Consider the following 15,263-nt stretch of genomic DNA (forward strand, 5'->3'; position numbering starts at 1 on the left):
GGGGCGGGTCAGAGTTCCAGGCGCATTTCGTGCCAGGCCGAGCCGCCGTGGGTGGAGGCGGAAAGACCGGCGTCCACATAGTCGAAACGGCGGTAAAACGGCACAAGCCTTTCCTTGCACAAAAGCAGGATGCGTTGTTTGCCCATGGCCCGGGCTTCGGCAATGAAGCGATCCATGAGTGCCGCGGCTACGCCTTGATGCCGGAATTGCGGCAACACCGAAAGTGAGAAGATGACCAGCGCCGTCCCGTTCGGGTCGTGGCCCACGAGTTGTTTGAAAGCCTCGTCCGTGATGTCGTTTTTGCTGGTGGATCCGCTGTTGATCTGGCCGATCACGCGACCGGCCTGTTCGGCCACCAGAAAACCCTGTGCATACGAAGTGATGCGTTTTTCAATGCTGGCGGGCGATGCGGCTTCGTCCGGCGGGAAGCTGACGGTTTCGATTTCGATGCAGGCGGTCAGGTCGTCCGGTCGGGCGGTGCGTATGGTCGGTTGCGGCATGTGTCGTTTTCCTGTCTTCCGGTTTACAAAGCCGGGACTATGTGACAACTCCCGACAATTGTAAAGGAATGCAAAATGGGGCCCGCCTTCCATGGTTGCGTCGCCAACCATGCCGTGTATAGTATATAGGGATTGTGCATATCATGGATTGTTGCGGTCGGAATGGCTCATTGCCGCAATGTTTGCAAAAGGGGAATGAATGGGACGTTTGGCATTTTGGCGCCTTTTCGGGGCGGTATTGTTGTGTGTGCTTGTCGGCGTTGCCCCGGCAATGGCCGATGACGCGAAAAAAGGCGGTCCGCCTCCCAGCACGGTGGTCACGGGCAAGGTGACCTCCGGCAAGGTCGCCCCTCAGGTGGAATACATCGGCACCGTCTATTTTCACGAGCGGTCGGACGTTGCTTCCGAGGTGGACGGCAAGGCCGTGGCCATTGAGGTGGATTCGGGCCAGCGCGTGGCCAAGGGCGATGTGCTGGTGCGTCTGTCCACGGACCTGCATGACAAGCGCATCGCCAATGCGCGGGCACTCATGGAACAGGCCAGGGCCGACTATGAGCTGGCCCGCCTTGACGATCAGCGCAAGTCAAAGCTTTTCAAGAGCCGTTCGGTTTCCGAGGGCGAATATGACAACTCCCGGCTGGGGGCCATGGCTGCCCAGCGCAAATATCATGCGCTCAGGGTCACGCTGGACCGACTGAATCTTTTGCGTGACAAGGCCTTTATTCGCGCACCGTATGACGGCGTCATCCTGGAGCGTGAAGTGAACCGCGGAGAATGGGTCAGTACGGGCAGTACCGTGATTTCCATGGGTCGCGATGACCGTTTCGACGTGCAGGTCAACGTGCCGTCCGGTTCAGCCGGCGTGATTCGGCAGGGGCTTGCGGTCAAGGTCGACGTGGGCGGCAGGACCCTTGACGGCAAGGTCTACGCCGTGGTTCCCCGCGGCGATGTTTCCACGCGTACGTTCCCCATCAAGATCAAGGTCATGAATCCCGGCTTTCTGGCCGAGGGCATGGAGGCGCGCGTTTCACTGCCTTCCGGTTTTGCCAACAAGACGCTGGTGGTCCCGCGCGACGCGGTCATTGCCGCGCGCGGCAACACGGTGGTCTGGGCCGTGCTGGACGGCAAGGCCGTGCCCGTGCCCGTTCGGGTCGTGGGGTACCGGGGGCTTGAGGCGGGCGTGACCGCGGAAAAGCTGGCCGAAGGCATGGACGTGGTTATCAAGGGCAACGAACGCCTCAGGCCGGGCCAGCCGGTCGTCATTACCAACAAGTAGGGGGATTCGATGGATATCGTCAAAGCAGCCATCGAAAAGCCCGTTGCCGTGCTCGTGGGCGTGATTCTTGTGGTCCTGTTCGGGATGATTTCGCTCTACGGCCTGCCGTATCAGCTTACGCCCAACGTGACCCAGCCGGAAATCACGGTCACCACCACATGGACCGGGGCCTCGCCCAAGGAGATCGAGCGCGACATTGTCGAGGAACAGGAGGACGTGCTCAAGGGCGTGGCCAACCTTACGGAAATGGAGAGCTCCTCCTACAGCAGCCGTGCGGAATTGACCCTGACCTTCAAGATCGGCACGGACATCGACAGTGCATTGTTGCGAGTTTCCAACAAGCTGGACGAAGTGCCCGATTATCCGGACGGGGTCGACCGGCCTGTCATATCGGCTTCGGGCGCGTCCGCGTCGCCGGTGATTTGGATGATTCTCAAGCAGCGCGAGGGCAGTGACGTCAACGTGCAGCATCAGTTGACCTTTTTCGAGGACGAGGTGCGCCAGTACCTTGAGCGCGTGGACGGCGTGGCCGACCTGTTCATTGGCGGCGGGCAGGAAAACGAGATGCAGGTCATTGTGGATCCGCGCAAGATGGCCGCCTACAACCTGACCACCGCCAAACTCATCTCCGTGCTCAATAACGAGAACATTTCTGTTTCCGCGGGAAGCCTCGGCGTGGGACGGCGGGATTTCCGCATCCGTACGCCCGCCGACCTGGATACGCCGGAAAAGATCGCCGATACCGTGATTTCGTCGTCGGGTCAGTTCCGCGTCCGTATTCGCGACGTGGGTGAAGTGCGCATGGGGCATGAAAAGCCCACCGTGGCCATGATGTACAACGGCGACCCCGGCATCGTGGTGGGCGTGAAGCCCGAGCCCGGAACCAACGTGCTGGACATGACCGACGAGGTCAACAAGGTGGTCCGGGAGCTCAACGAGGGCGTGCTCAAGGACCACGGCGTCTACCTTGACTGGACCTATGACCAGCGGCCCTACATCAATGGCGCCATCGATCTGGTGCAGCAGAACATCCTCATCGGCGGTCTTTTGGCCGTGGTGGTGCTGTTCGTGTTTTTGCAGAGCATGAGCGCCACGGTCATCGTGGCCGTGTCCATTCCCATATCCATCATCGGCGCATTCATCATTTTCGGGGCTGCCGGACGTTCTCTGAACGTGGTTTCCATGGCGGGAATTTCCTTTGCCGTGGGCATGCTCGTGGACAATGCCATTGTGGTGCTGGAAAATATCGACCGTCACCGCAACATGGGCAAGGGGCCCTTTGAAGCCGCCTATGACGGGGCCAGCGAGGTCTGGGGTGCGGTGTTGGCCTCCACCCTGACCACGGTGGCCGTGTTCCTGCCCGTGGTGTTCATGGAGCAGGAGGCCGGGCAGCTGTTCAAGGACATCGCCATTGCGGTCACCTGCGCGATTTTCCTGTCGCTGTTCGTGTCCGTGTTGGTCATTCCCATGATGGCCCGGTTTTTCTATTCATTCGCGGCCCGGCGCAGGAAGCCGGACGCCGGTTCCGGTGAAGCCCCCCGGGAAAAGACGGCCAAGCGGCTTCTCAAGCCTCTGACCCGTATCGGTGCACGCATTTCCGATTGGCTCATGGGACTGCTGAAGCTCTCTCTTCGGGACTGGAAGACGCAGGTGGCGACCATTGCCATCCTGACCTCGGCTTCGGTGCTGCTGGTGCTGGTGTTTTTTCCCAAGATGGAATATCTGCCGCAAGGCAACCGCAACCTGGTGCTGAACATAATGGTTCCGCCACCGGGACTTTCCTTTGAGGAGCGCAGCGACATCGGCAAGCATGTCTTCGCGCAGACCAGACCCCACATGAACAAGGATGTGGACGGGATCCCGGGCATCAAGAGCATTTTCTTTGTTTCCGCACCGACCATCAACCTGTTCGGCGCCATTTCCAACCATGAACAGCGGGCCGGTGAACTCACGCCGTTTTTCAATGGCATCCTCAATTCCATCCCCGGCATGTTCGGGGTCTCCATTCAGGCTTCGGTTTTCGAGAGCGGCATCGGTGAGGGGCGCAACATCTCCGTGGACATCAGCGGCTCCAAGCTCGATTCCATCGTGGCCGCGGCAGGAACCATGTTCGGCATGGCGCGCCAGGAGATTCCCGGTGCCCAGATCCGCCCGATTCCCTCGCTGGAAATGCTCTATCCCGAGATCCGTTTTCATCCGCGGCGTGACCGGGTGCGTGCGGCCGGTCTTTCTTCGCGGGACATGGCTGTTGCCGTGGACGTGATTCTGGATGGCAGGAAGATCGGCGACTACAAGGCCAAGGACAAGAAAAAGATCGACATGGTGCTCAAGGCTTCGGAAAAGGAAATTGCCACTCCAGAGGACCTGTATGCGGCCCTGGTGGCCACCCCGCAGGGCTGGGCCGTGCCTCTTTCGTCTCTGGCAACCATGGAGCGGGCATACGGCCTCAACGAAATTCGCCATCTGGAACGAAAGCGTACCATTACCTTGCAGATAACCCCGCCCGCCAACGTCCCCCTGCAGCAGGCCATGGAAACCGTAGAGAACAAGCTGGTCCCGGCAGTGCGCCAGATGGGGCTTCTGGACGGCCTCGAGGTCCGGCTTTCGGGCGCGGCGGACAAGCTGACCGTGACCCGCGAGGCCATGCAGTGGAATTTCCTGCTGGCCCTTGTCATCACCTATCTGCTCATGGCCGCCCTGTTCGAGAATTTTGCCTACCCGTTCATCATCCTGTTCACCGTGCCGCTGGCCGGTGCGGGAGGATTCCTGGGGTTGCGGCTGGAAAACTGGTTCATTGCGCCGCAGCCGCTGGACATCCTGACCATGCTCGGATTCGTCATTCTCATAGGCGTCGTGGTCAACAACGCCATCCTCATCGTGCACCAGTCCCTGAACAACGTGCGCGAGGCGGGCATGGAATACAGGGAAGCGGTTCTGGAGGCCACGCGCACCCGACTGCGGCCCATCTACATGTCCGCCACCACCTCGGTGTTCGGCATGCTGCCGCTGGCCGTGGCCCCCGGCCCCGGTTCCGAATTGTATCGCGGACTCGGTTCCGTGGTGCTGGGCGGATTGGCTCTCTCCACGGTGTTCACGGTTTTCGTGATTCCCTCGTTGCTGATGTTTTTCCTCGGCATGGAAAAGCCGGGAGGCAAGGCCGCAAACTGAGTCCTGCCCGTATGTTGGTGGAGAAAAAGGCCCCTTGCGCCCATGTTGGTGCAAGGGGCTGTTTTTTGTCGTTTGCCTTGTTTTTGTTGGGGATCGGATACTTCGGTATGGTTGTCGCGGTGCATGTGAAAACAAGTACTTGCGTATACCCCCTTGACACGGGGCGCGGTGGGAGTACCATTCCAGCCCCGTTCAACAAAAGGAGGTCTCTATCGTGCCATACGAATGGCTTTTCACTCAATCGGTGTTCTTTTTCTGTGCAATGGTGCTTTTTTTTCGCTGCCTTGACCGCGTTGTGGCCTGTCGAAGCACCATGTCTGCCATCCTGCGCCGCTTCGCCTCAATGGTGCGCTCCGCATTGTGTTTCCGCGGCGATGCCGATTTCTACTGCTTTTTCCATACGCATTCGTTCGTGCGCAAATAGCGCGTAGCCGCGCTTTTGCCGGGCGTTGCCATCACTCTTTGCCGCTGGCTCGTGTCGGGTTTTGCAGAACCTTGTCCGCGGCGTCGCGAATGGTTTCCCTGACTTCATGGTCCGTGGGTTTCTTGTGCAGCACGATGCTGCCCCGTTGCGTGTAGCGGGCGGGCAGGAGGTTGAGGGCCAGCGCGTATATGTCTTCAATGTCGAGCGGGTCCAGGATGTAGTCCTGATAGTCGTCCTGCAGCACTTCGGCCATCTGCGCGGCAACGCGCGCCTCGTTGCGGTTGCGGATGCCCGAAAGATCCACCCCGTTCACCATCGGTATGCTTCTGGTCATTGTCGGCTCCTGAATGTTTATTTGCTTTTGATGATAGCAGTCTGGGACGTACAGGGCAATGCGGCGGGCCGGATTTGCCGTTGGAACGCATGATGCATGAGGCGATACAGGGAAAAAGGTTCCGGTTCGTTTCAATGACACAGGGGATTGCATCATGACTACCATAGCTTCCACATATGGCGTTTCCGGCACATATACTGTTCCCGCCGCGAACACCAACGCCACGGCCAGCAACGCCGGATCGTCTGCGGCTTCGGGCCAGAATGAAGGCTCGCAGCAGACAAGCGAAGAGAGCAGCAAACTTTCCGCCCGTTTCGATGAGCTGGTGAAAAACATCATCAGGCGAAGCGGCTCGTCCCTTTCGTTCAGCGACCTTCAGGAAGAGGCCGACGAGCTTGAAGACGAATTTGACAAGCAGGTCAAGGACGAACTCAAGGCGCTGGGTGTGGATACGGACAAGTCGTTCCAGCTCCGGTACGACGAAAAAACCGAAAAAATGGTTTGTTCGAATCATCCGGACAAGGACAAGATCGAGGCATATTTCAACAGCAACCCCGATCGTGTTGAGCAGTTCCGGGACATTGTGGATTTGCGGGCCATAACCGGCTACGCCCAGAGCAATATGTCGTCGCAGCTGTTTCAGACCCAGATGTCGCCGCAACTGTTTCAGCGGCAGATGGATTACCTGAGCATGTCCGTTTGGATGGGGTCCATGGAAAGCGGTTTTACCGGTACCATGAACATGTCGGCCAGCGGCTCGAATTTCTATCAGGGTCTGAACCTTCAGGTTTGATCAGGGTTCCAGAATCATGAAGAAAGCCGGCCTGCCGTCCCGGTAGGTCAGGATCAGTGCGGATTTCACGGGATCGCCGTTCTTGTCGAAGCGAATTTTCCCCGTGACTCCCTTTATTTCCGTGGTCTGCAAGGCATCGCGGACCGCTTTTCTGTTGAAAGTTCCCGCCTTTTGGACCGCAGCGACAAAAAGCCTGACCCCATCGTAGGCCAGCGCCCCGACATCCTGAAGCATGGGGCCGTATATGGCCTCGTAGCCGTAGAGGAAGATGCGGCTCAGGTCGTTGCTCGTGCTGCGGTGCCAGTGACGCAGTTGGTAACAGTCGGTCAGCAGTGATTTGTCGTTCACCAGCGTGTGCGTCTTGTTGCCCCAGGCGTCGCCTCCCACGATGGGTATGGTCATGCCCATTCTGCGAGCCTGGCTGATGATGGCAGCTGCCTCGTGCGCGTATCCCGGAACGAACAGGGCTTTCGCCTTTGAATGGCGCACAGCGTCCAGTTCCCGGGCGAAGTCGGTTTGTTCTGCCTGGTAATGTTCCACGATGTCCACGGTTCCACCAAGGTTTGTGAATGCGTCGGCAAATGCGTCGGCAAGGCTGGCCGAGTATGTTTCTCCGGTCTGTTGCAGTATGGCTGCACTTTTCAGGTGGAGCTTGCGGATTATGAAATAGGCCAGGGCTCGTCCCTGAAAATCATCCGTAAAGCAGGCCCGGAAAATGTAGTCGCCCACAAGGGTCACCTGAGGCGCTGTCGCCGTGGTGGCGATCATGGGAATTCCGGCTTTCTGGAGCACCTTTGCACTGGCCACGGCATGGGAACTGATCATGGGGCCGATGACACAGGCAACGTCCATATCGACAGCCTTTTGGGCCATTTCCGCGCTGACGTCAGCCCGGCTGCGGTTGTCCAGATTCACGACTTTCAACTGCATGCCGAGCAGGCCGCCGTTGACGTTGATTTCGTCCACGGCGTATCGGGCCGCGCGGAACATGTCCTTATGCAGGTAGGCGAGGCGTCCGGATTCCGAGCCGATGACCGCGATGATCGGTTGTTGCGCCCGGGCCGGAACACAGAAAAGAAGCAGTGCGAATATGAAGATGATCTGTCTCATGCCGCGTGTCCTTTCGAGTTTTCGGATTTCAAGTGAATCATACACGATCAGGCAAGGGACTGCGATGATAATGTGTTTTTGTCGTTTGCCGTGGCAGGCCAAAGAACTTGCCGGGCGCATCCGCCTGTGATAGCCGCAGATGCATGATCGACATCGCCCATCATATCCAGAGAATCAGTATTATCGCCGTTCCGCTTCTGCTGGCCCTGTGCGTGCACGAGGTTGCCCACGGGCTTGTTGCCCTGCGCCTCGGCGACCCCACGGCGCGTCAGGCCGGAAGGCTGACCCTGAATCCGCTCAAGCATCTGGACCCCATCGGAACCATCGCCTTTTTCTTTGTCAGCATCGGTTGGGGAAAGCCCGTTCCCGTCGACGCCCGGTATTTCAAGAACCCCCGCAAGGGCATGATGCTCGTGGCTCTGGCCGGACCGGCCTCGAATTTCCTGCTGGCCAGCCTGTTTGCCGTGGGCTTTCATCTCATTCAGGGGACCCATGTTTCCGATCCGGACGGTCTGGTCATGCAGGTGTTGTACCCGCTGCTGCTCATCTGTCAGGCCGGGGTCTTCGTGAACCTGATCCTCGGGGTTTTCAACCTGCTGCCCATTCCGCCTCTGGACGGCAGCAGCATTCTGGCGTATTTCCTTCCGGCCCGGCTTGCATACCAATATGAACGCCTTGGACGGTACGGTTTTTTCATCGTCATCGGTCTGGTGCTTCTGGGCAACCTCACCGGATTCAGCGTGCTGGGAGCATTGCTGTTTCCTCCGGTGGAGTTCCTGGGCGGACTTTTGAACGTGCCCATCTAAACCAGCAAAACAGCGCGGAAAGCAAATCATGAGCGACAGAAAACGCATTCTCTCCGGCATGAGGCCCACCGGTCCCCTTCATCTCGGCCATTACTACGGCGTCATCGCCAACTGGCTCAAGTTGCAGGAGGAGTACGACTGTTTCTTTTTCGTGGCCGACTGGCACGCCCTGACCAGCGAATACAGCAACGCGCGGAACATCAAGAATTACGTGCCCGGACTGGTGCAGGATTGGGTGGCTTCCGGGCTTGACCCCGAAAAATGTGTCATTTTCCAGCAGTCCTCCATCAAGGAGCACGCCGAGCTGCAGCTGCTGCTCAGCATGGTCACGCCGCTGGGGTGGCTGGAACGCAACCCCACCTACAAGGAGCAGCAGGAACAGCTGGCGGCCAAGGACATCAATACCCACGGTTTTCTCGGCTATCCCGTGCTCATGGCCGCGGATATCCTCATGTACCTGCCTTTTGGCGTGCCCGTGGGCAAGGACCAGCTGCCCCACGTGGAGCTGATGCGCGAGATCGCGCGTCGGTTCAACCATCTCTACGACACCGAATTGCTGCCCGAGCCCGAGGCCCTGCTGACCGAAGAGGCCAAGCTGCCCGGTCTGGACGGCCGCAAGATGTCCAAGAGCTATGACAACGGCATCGCGCTTTCCGATTCCATGGACGACATCATGCCCAAGGTGCGCGGCATGCTCACGGACAAGAACCGCCTGCGCAAGTCCGATCCGGGCGATCCGTCCATCTGCAACCTGTTCCCGTACCACAAGCTCATGACCGACCCGGCCCGGCTGCCCGAAATCGAGGAAGGCTGCCGCAACGCCAGCTGGGGCTGCGTGGACTGCAAGAAGCTGCTGCTGGAATCCATGGAACGGTTCCTGACTCCGATTCAGGAGCGCCGCAGCAAGCTGGACGCGGACACCATTCAGGACATCGTCAACGCCGGCAACGACAGGGCACGGGAATTTGCCCAGCGCACCATGGCGCAGGTGCGGGAAGCCATGGGCTTCGATTTTTAGGGTTCCGATGGCATTCGGGCGCGTCTTCGTGTAGCATCGCGCCCATACGCAAACTTCAGCACAAGGAGATTCCATGGCTCCGGCAAGCAAAGGCGACAAGGTCAAGGTCCATTACACCGGCACCTTCAAGGAAAACGGCGAGGTGTTCGATTCCTCCAGAGACGGCGAGCCTCTGGAGTTCGTTTTGGGCGAAGGCATGGTCATCGCCGGTTTCGAGGGAGCCGTGCTCGGTCTCAACCCCGGCGAATCCGTGAGCGTGGAGATTGCTCCCGAAGACGGATATGGCCACTACAACGAACAGCTGGCCTTCGAGGTCCGGCGTGAGCAACTGCCCCCGGAAGTGGAGCCCGAGCTGAACATGATGCTCGAGGTGCGCACCGAGGAGGGCGAAGCCGCTTACGTGACTGTCACGGAGGTCAACGACGAGACCGTGACCCTGGACGGCAACCATCCGCTGGCGGACAAGGTCCTCAAGTTCGACGTGGAACTGGTGGAAATCGTCTAGCCTGCGATACTATTGATGCAGACGCCCCGCTTTGTCCGCCGGACAGGGCGGGGCGTTTCCTGATACGACAAAAGGGAGAACCGCAGTGAGTGTTGCCGAACGTTGCCGCACCATGACCTCGTTTCTGGTCATGGACGTTCTTGAGGCCGCCCAGCGCATGGAGCGCGAGGGCAGAAGCGTCATCCACCTGGAGGTGGGCGAGCCGGATTTCGATACCCCGGAATGCATCTGCCGGGCCGCGTCCGAGGCATTGGCGCAGGGCCACACCCACTACACGCACAGCCTGGGCATTCCCGAACTGCGCACGGCCGTGAGCGAACACTACGGCGAGCGGTACGGCGTGGACGTGGACCCGGGGCGGATCGTCATCACGCAGGGCACGTCTCCGGCCATGTTCATGGTTTTTTCCGCACTGCTGGAACAGGGTGACAAGGTCATCACCTCGGACCCCTGTTATGCCTGCTATCACAATTTCATCCGTTTTCCGGGCGGCGAGCCCGTGACTGTTCCCGTGAGCGAGGAGGACGGCTTTCAGCTTCGGGTGTCGGCCATCCGCAAGGTCATGGACGAGCGCGTCAAGGCCATCCTGATCAACTCCCCGGCCAACCCCACCGGCACGCTCCTTTCCGACGAACGCATGCAGGCCATTGCCGAACTGGCGGACGAGGCCGGAATCCGCGTGGTTTCCGACGAGATATACCATGGGCTGGTCTACGAAGGACGGGAACGCTCCATCCTGGAGTTTTCGGACCGGGCCATCGTGTTCAACGGCTTTTCCAAACTCTATGCCATGACCGGTTGGCGGCTGGGCTACACCATCGTGCCCGAAAAGTTCGTGCGGCCCATGCAGAAGCTCTGCCAGAACTTTTTCATTTCCGCCAATGCGCAGGCCCAATGGGCGGGCGTTGCCGCACTGAAACAGGCCGGCGGCGACGTGGCGCGCATGAAGGGCATCTACGACGAGCGGCGGCGCTATATGCTGGACCGGCTCAAGGGCATGGGCTTTTCCATTCCCAACGAGCCCACGGGCGCGTTCTACGTGATCGTGAACATGCGGCATCTGGCCGAGCGGTTCGAAGGCAGTTCGCTCAAGCTGGCCTACGACATTCTGGAAAAGGCGGGCATCGGCGTGACCCCGGGCATCGACTTCGGCCCCGGAGCCGAAGGGTACATCCGCTTCTCCTATGCCAATTCGCTGGAGAACATCGCCGAAGGCATGGACCGGCTGGAACGCTACGTGGCCCAGGCCGGACAGTAGACGCTACCCCGTGGTTGTGGCATGTTTCGTGCCGTCGGACGGGCGAGAGCCCTTAATGAACAATCGGGATTATTTCATGAAGATAGTTGTCGTTATCCCTGCATACAACGAAGAAGAAAGAATTGCCGAAGCCGTGCAGCAGCTCAAGGCCATGGCCGCAGCATGCACCGAGCACGACGTATCCGTGTACGTTGTCAACGACGGTTCCACGGACCGGACCCCGGAGCTGGCGGCCCAGGCCGGGGCGGACCGCGTGGTCAGCCACCGTGTGAACATGGGACTTGGGGCTGCCGTGCGAACGGGCCTGAACGCGGCGCGGCAGGACGGCTTTGACGCGGCTGTCAAGTTCGATGCGGACCTGCAGCACAATCCCGCCGACGTCCTGCGCATGGTTGAACCCATTGCCGCGGACGAGGCGGACGTGGTTTATGGCCATCGGTTCAGCAAGATCAGCTACACCATGCCGTTCGTGCGCAAGATGGGCAACAAGGTCTTCACCGGGCTGATGCGTTACCTGACCAAATGGGACGTGCGCGACAGCCAGCCCGGCATTATCGCGCTCTCGAGAATGTATTTTGAAAATCTCTATATCCCGGGCGACTACAACTACACGCAGCAGATACTGCTGGACGCGTATCTGCGCGGATTGCGGTTCACCCATGTGGATGTGGAGTTTCGCAAGCGCGAGACCGGGCGATCCTTCATTTCGTGGAAATATCCTTTCAAGGTGCTGCCGCAGATCATTCAGGTGCTGGTGGGCGTCAAGCCCCTGCGCTTTTTCGGACCGCTGGGCGCCGCGTTCGTTTTGCTGGCCTGCCTGATCGGCGGAGTGGAACTGCTGGCCTGGGTTGTCGGCGCTGCGGACAAACCCATCGTGCATGCCAACCTTACCCTTGGTGCCGGTCTTTTCGGCATCCAGACACTGTTTTTCGGCTTTCTGGCGGATCTCATCGTAAAACTCGGCCAGCGCCGCAGATAGGCCACGGCAGGCGGTATGAGCTTCAAGACGATGCTGGGAATGCCCTGGAGCGGCAGGCGGCACATGCTGTTTGCGCTGCTGGTTTTTCTGCCGTTGTTTTTTGGCATATATGCCGTGAAGATAGCGCCGACCCATCGTCCGACCGGAGATGCCCGGTACTACCTTGCTGGCGCCTACAACATCCTTGAACACGGCACGTTTTCCAGCCAGCGGGTCGACGGGGAGCCGACTCCCGAAGCACACCGTCCGCCTGCGTATTCGTGGTTTCTGGCGCAGGGCATGCGGTTCATCCCCGCCCTTGAAGGCGCGGACCATTCCTGGTTCACCGGGCAGGCCGATACCCTGGCCCCGGAGTTCGTCTGGCTGAAATACATGCAGGTGCTTCTGCTGCTGGGCATTGCCATGCTGGTGGCGCAGGTGGTTTTCGATTTGACCGGCAGGTTTTCCTATGCCCAGTGGGCGCTTTGGATCATGGCCTTTCATCCCGTGCTGCACCGCTATGTGCAGCGTTTCTATTCCGAACTTTTCGGGACCTTCATGATCACATGTTTTTCCACTGTATTCTATTATGCGCTCAAGAAACGGAACGTGTTGCTTTTCGGCCTGGCCGGACTGCTGCTCGGAGCCGTGACTCTGGTTTTTCCGCAGTGGAAATACATCATGCCCGTGGCCGTAGTGTCCGTGGCCCTTTTCGGCCTGCTGGAAAAAAACGGTCGAAAGCGGCTTCTGGTGGGGGCTGTTTTGCTTCTGGTTGGTTTTCAGTGCGTGGTTCTGCCATGGAAGACCAGAAACGAGAATCTTTTTGACAGGGAATACATTTCCGGCCGGGGCGGCTCCATCCTGCTGCTGCGTGCCTATTACGACCAGATGCCCGCGGATGCCTATGCAAGTTCGTTTTTGTACTGGACGTACGGGCTGCCCAAGTATCTGCTCAAGACGTTCGTGGATGAGGAGCACTATTCGTATCTCGTGCGGGACAACGACGGCAGCGCCATTGACCTGACCCGCAGGGAAAAGGAGCGCCTTGCCCAAAGCGTGGCCGATGACGCCGCATTTGACAAGACGCTGATGTCCGTTGCCTTGAAGCGCATACTGGAGCATCCGGTGCGGCACCTGCTGGTGAGTATCCCCATCGGGTATCGCTCGCTTCAGGACCCCACGTTCAGCGTCTTCAACTTGGTGGTTTTCTTCTATTTCGTGTATGCGTTTTTCAGTTGCCTGCGTGGGCGCGAGTACGTGGTCTGCTGCCTTTTGGCTCCTGCCGCGGCCCTTGTCTGCTTCAACGCACTGGTGACGCACGGACTGCCCCGTTACACATGGCAGCTGGTGCCTATCGTCTGGACCGGGGCCCTGTACGGATGGTTCCGGTGGCGCCACTCCGGAGCCCGGCGGAAAACGAACCATGCGCACTAAAAGGAAAATATTGCTTCTGCTCCAGTTCCTGCTTTCGGGCGGCCTGTTGTACTGGGTTTTTTCGGGAGTGGATTGGAATGTTTTTTTCCATACTGTTGCCGGAGCCGACCTTCGCTACATGGTGGCGGCGTTTGTCCTTATGCAGGCAAACGCACTGCTTCAGGGCGCGCGCCTGCACATAGTGCTGCAACAGGCGGGTATCGACCGGGGACTCGGCAAAACCGTGGCCGCCTATTGGGTGGGACTGTTTCACGACATCTACCTGCCCGCCAATATCGGGGGCGACGCCTTCCGGGTCTGGCGGCTGGGCGGCAGGGATGACCTGCTTTCCGTTGCTTCGGGATTGCTGGCCCTTCGGGTTCAGGGCGCTTTGGGCATTCTGGCCATAGGCTGTTTCGGCGCGGCCACGTATTTCATGCCTACTGCAGGCGGTTATTGTGCGGCCTTTGCTGCGGTTGGCGCCGGGGTGCTGGTGTTGCGGCTTCTGTATTCCCGGTTTGTGGCGGGCGATGCCGAGGGCGATCCCCCGCCAAATCTGTCCCGGCTGGCCCGGATCTTTGAGGGCATGATGCTCTTTGCCAGAAACAGGAATGTGTTTCTGGCCAGCTACGGAGTGCATATCCTTTTCGTGCTGTCCACCTGCGCCATATACGGCCTCATGTTCAGAGCCTTTTCCGTGAGCGTGCCGTTCGTGGATCTCTGTGTGGGCATTCCGGTGATCATGTTCGTTTCCATGCTTCCCGTCTCCATTCAGGGACGCGGTGTCACGGAATGGCTGGCCTGTTTTTTCTGGGCCGGTGTCTACGGTTCAAAGGAGCAGCTTGTGGCTGGCTGCCTGACGATTTATTTTCTGCTCATTGCCCAGGGACTGCTGTCCGGTCTGGTGTGGCTTGCCCGTTCGGGGAGCAGTGCGCTGGAAATCGGCAAAAAACGATGAGGTCTTTGCTCATGAAAGATAACGATTTTTACTCGAAAAGCTGGGCCAACGATTGGAGCGACATGAAGCGTTATTCGCCCATCGGCAGACATACGCGCCGGCTGATCAGGAAGAGCCTTGCTCGCTGCGGCCGCATCGGTTCGCTCGGCGATTTCGGGTGCGGGGACGGTTCACTGCTGCAGGAATTGAGCATTGCAACGCCGGGCGTGGAGCTGTTCGGGTGCGACTATGCCTCGGCATCGGTGGAGCAGAGCAGGAAGCGCCTGCCCAATGCGCACATCGTGGAACACGACGTGACCCGTGCCGAATCTCCTTTTGGTCGCAGGGTGGACGTGGGCGTGACCTCAGAGGTGCTTGAGCACATCGAGGACCACGAGGCCGCGTTGCGCAACATGGGGTCGTGGTGCAAGCGGCTGATCGTGACCGTGCCGGGCGGGGCGCTGGATGAAACCTCACGCGAGATGGGACACCTGCGGCATTACACCAAAGATTCACTGAAGGAACTGGCGGAACGGGCCGGCCTGCAATGCGAGGAAATTCGGGAATGGGGTTTTCCATTCGCCTATCCATGGTACGCCCGCATGCGCAACAGGGCCGGATACGGCGCCGTGACAGGGCAGTATTCCGCCGGTAAGAAGTTGTTGTGTCATGCCCTGTATTCCCTGTTTTTCCTGAATGATTTTTTTGACAGCGGCAACAAGCTGGTCATGTTGTGCCGTAATCCGAAAGCCTAGGCTGCCCC

The 15,263-nt window shown here is 59.2% G+C and carries 15 protein-coding genes; 12 read left to right on the forward strand and 3 right to left on the reverse strand.

Annotation, left to right across the window (positions count from 1 at the left end; all coding sequences use genetic code 11):
- Positions 1 to 8: 8 nt before the first annotated feature.
- The gene (locus F8A88_RS06335; RefSeq protein WP_151150301.1) at positions 9 to 500 is read right to left on the reverse strand and encodes a GNAT family N-acetyltransferase; all 492 of its coding nucleotides are present in this window, start codon (positions 498 to 500) and stop codon (positions 9 to 11) included.
- 199 nt (positions 501 to 699) lie between these two features.
- Here F8A88_RS06335 and F8A88_RS06340 point away from each other — a divergent pair, with 199 nt between their 5' ends.
- From F8A88_RS06340 to F8A88_RS06350, 3 genes are all read left to right on the forward strand, one after another.
- On the forward strand, positions 700 to 1,776 hold the full coding sequence (locus F8A88_RS06340; RefSeq protein WP_151150302.1) for an efflux RND transporter periplasmic adaptor subunit: 1,077 nt from the start codon (positions 700 to 702) through the stop codon (positions 1,774 to 1,776).
- 9 nt (positions 1,777 to 1,785) lie between these two features.
- Positions 1,786 to 4,944, forward strand: a complete 3,159-nt coding sequence (locus F8A88_RS06345) for an efflux RND transporter permease subunit (RefSeq protein WP_151150303.1) — start codon at positions 1,786 to 1,788, stop codon at positions 4,942 to 4,944.
- Positions 4,945 to 5,158: 214 nt separating this feature from the next.
- Positions 5,159 to 5,368, forward strand: coding sequence for a hypothetical protein (locus tag F8A88_RS06350; protein WP_151150304.1), 210 nt, complete (start codon positions 5,159 to 5,161; stop codon positions 5,366 to 5,368).
- Between the two features lie 31 nt (positions 5,369 to 5,399).
- On the opposite strand, the gene F8A88_RS06355 is transcribed toward F8A88_RS06350, so the two are convergent.
- Positions 5,400 to 5,702 carry a late competence development ComFB family protein gene (locus F8A88_RS06355; protein WP_151150305.1) on the reverse strand — a complete coding sequence of 101 codons (303 nt, stop codon included), beginning with the start codon at positions 5,700 to 5,702 and terminating at the stop codon, positions 5,400 to 5,402.
- Positions 5,703 to 5,856: 154 nt separating this feature from the next.
- Here F8A88_RS06355 and F8A88_RS06360 point away from each other — a divergent pair, with 154 nt between their 5' ends.
- The gene (locus tag F8A88_RS06360; RefSeq protein ID WP_151150306.1) at positions 5,857 to 6,495 is read left to right on the forward strand and encodes a hypothetical protein; all 639 of its coding nucleotides are present in this window, start codon (positions 5,857 to 5,859) and stop codon (positions 6,493 to 6,495) included.
- On the opposite strand, the gene F8A88_RS06365 is transcribed toward F8A88_RS06360, so the two are convergent.
- On the reverse strand, positions 6,496 to 7,605 hold the full coding sequence (locus F8A88_RS06365) for an ABC transporter substrate-binding protein (protein ID WP_161598347.1): 1,110 nt from the start codon (positions 7,603 to 7,605) through the stop codon (positions 6,496 to 6,498).
- 143 nt (positions 7,606 to 7,748) lie between these two features.
- Between F8A88_RS06365 and F8A88_RS06370 the strand changes: the two genes are divergently transcribed.
- The 8 genes from F8A88_RS06370 to F8A88_RS06405 all read left to right on the forward strand — a co-directional run bounded on the left by F8A88_RS06370 (position 7,749) and on the right by F8A88_RS06405 (position 15,255).
- The gene (locus F8A88_RS06370; RefSeq protein ID WP_151150308.1) at positions 7,749 to 8,411 is read left to right on the forward strand and encodes a site-2 protease family protein; all 663 of its coding nucleotides are present in this window, start codon (positions 7,749 to 7,751) and stop codon (positions 8,409 to 8,411) included.
- Between the two features lie 28 nt (positions 8,412 to 8,439).
- Entirely contained in the window at positions 8,440 to 9,429 is a 990-nt protein-coding gene (gene trpS, locus F8A88_RS06375; protein WP_151150309.1) for a tryptophan--tRNA ligase, read from the forward strand.
- Positions 9,430 to 9,502: 73 nt separating this feature from the next.
- A complete protein-coding gene (locus F8A88_RS06380) occupies positions 9,503 to 9,934 on the forward strand; it encodes an FKBP-type peptidyl-prolyl cis-trans isomerase (RefSeq protein WP_151150310.1) in 432 nt (143 codons plus the stop codon).
- Between the two features lie 85 nt (positions 9,935 to 10,019).
- Entirely contained in the window at positions 10,020 to 11,192 is a 1,173-nt protein-coding gene (locus F8A88_RS06385; protein ID WP_151150311.1) for a pyridoxal phosphate-dependent aminotransferase, read from the forward strand.
- Positions 11,193 to 11,268: 76 nt separating this feature from the next.
- Positions 11,269 to 12,171 carry a glycosyltransferase family 2 protein gene (locus F8A88_RS06390; RefSeq protein ID WP_161598348.1) on the forward strand — a complete coding sequence of 301 codons (903 nt, stop codon included), beginning with the start codon at positions 11,269 to 11,271 and terminating at the stop codon, positions 12,169 to 12,171.
- Between the two features lie 15 nt (positions 12,172 to 12,186).
- The gene (locus F8A88_RS06395; protein WP_151150313.1) at positions 12,187 to 13,584 is read left to right on the forward strand and encodes a hypothetical protein; all 1,398 of its coding nucleotides are present in this window, start codon (positions 12,187 to 12,189) and stop codon (positions 13,582 to 13,584) included.
- On the forward strand, positions 13,574 to 14,521 hold the full coding sequence (locus F8A88_RS06400; protein WP_151150314.1) for a lysylphosphatidylglycerol synthase transmembrane domain-containing protein: 948 nt from the start codon (positions 13,574 to 13,576) through the stop codon (positions 14,519 to 14,521). The genes F8A88_RS06395 and F8A88_RS06400 overlap by 11 nt, the downstream gene beginning before the upstream one ends.
- Before the next feature lie 11 nt (positions 14,522 to 14,532).
- Positions 14,533 to 15,255 (forward strand): class I SAM-dependent methyltransferase, encoded by a 723-nt coding sequence (locus F8A88_RS06405; protein WP_161598349.1) that lies wholly within the window; start codon positions 14,533 to 14,535, stop codon positions 15,253 to 15,255.
- Positions 15,256 to 15,263 lie beyond the last annotated feature (8 nt).

This window comes from Pseudodesulfovibrio senegalensis (assembly GCF_008830225.1).
GTDB lineage: Bacteria > Desulfobacterota > Desulfovibrionia > Desulfovibrionales > Desulfovibrionaceae > Pseudodesulfovibrio > Pseudodesulfovibrio senegalensis.

Excerpts from the sequence above, each read along its gene's own strand:
- F8A88_RS06335 (WP_151150301.1), bottom strand. The coding sequence starts at position 500 with ATGCCGCAACCGACCATACGCACCGCCCGACCGGACGACCTGACCGCC.
- F8A88_RS06340 (WP_151150302.1), top strand. The coding sequence starts at position 700 with ATGGGACGTTTGGCATTTTGGCGCCTTTTCGGGGCGGTATTGTTGTGT.
- F8A88_RS06345 (WP_151150303.1), top strand. The coding sequence starts at position 1,786 with ATGGATATCGTCAAAGCAGCCATCGAAAAGCCCGTTGCCGTGCTCGTG.
- F8A88_RS06355 (WP_151150305.1), bottom strand. The coding sequence starts at position 5,702 with ATGACCAGAAGCATACCGATGGTGAACGGGGTGGATCTTTCGGGCATC.
- F8A88_RS06360 (WP_151150306.1), top strand. The coding sequence starts at position 5,857 with ATGACTACCATAGCTTCCACATATGGCGTTTCCGGCACATATACTGTT.
- F8A88_RS06365 (WP_161598347.1), bottom strand. The coding sequence starts at position 7,605 with ATGAGACAGATCATCTTCATATTCGCACTGCTTCTTTTCTGTGTTCCG.
- F8A88_RS06370 (WP_151150308.1), top strand. The coding sequence starts at position 7,749 with ATGATCGACATCGCCCATCATATCCAGAGAATCAGTATTATCGCCGTT.
- trpS (WP_151150309.1), top strand. The coding sequence starts at position 8,440 with ATGAGCGACAGAAAACGCATTCTCTCCGGCATGAGGCCCACCGGTCCC.
- F8A88_RS06380 (WP_151150310.1), top strand. The coding sequence starts at position 9,503 with ATGGCTCCGGCAAGCAAAGGCGACAAGGTCAAGGTCCATTACACCGGC.
- F8A88_RS06390 (WP_161598348.1), top strand. The coding sequence starts at position 11,269 with ATGAAGATAGTTGTCGTTATCCCTGCATACAACGAAGAAGAAAGAATT.
- F8A88_RS06395 (WP_151150313.1), top strand. The coding sequence starts at position 12,187 with ATGAGCTTCAAGACGATGCTGGGAATGCCCTGGAGCGGCAGGCGGCAC.
- F8A88_RS06400 (WP_151150314.1), top strand. The coding sequence starts at position 13,574 with ATGCGCACTAAAAGGAAAATATTGCTTCTGCTCCAGTTCCTGCTTTCG.
- F8A88_RS06405 (WP_161598349.1), top strand. The coding sequence starts at position 14,533 with ATGAAAGATAACGATTTTTACTCGAAAAGCTGGGCCAACGATTGGAGC.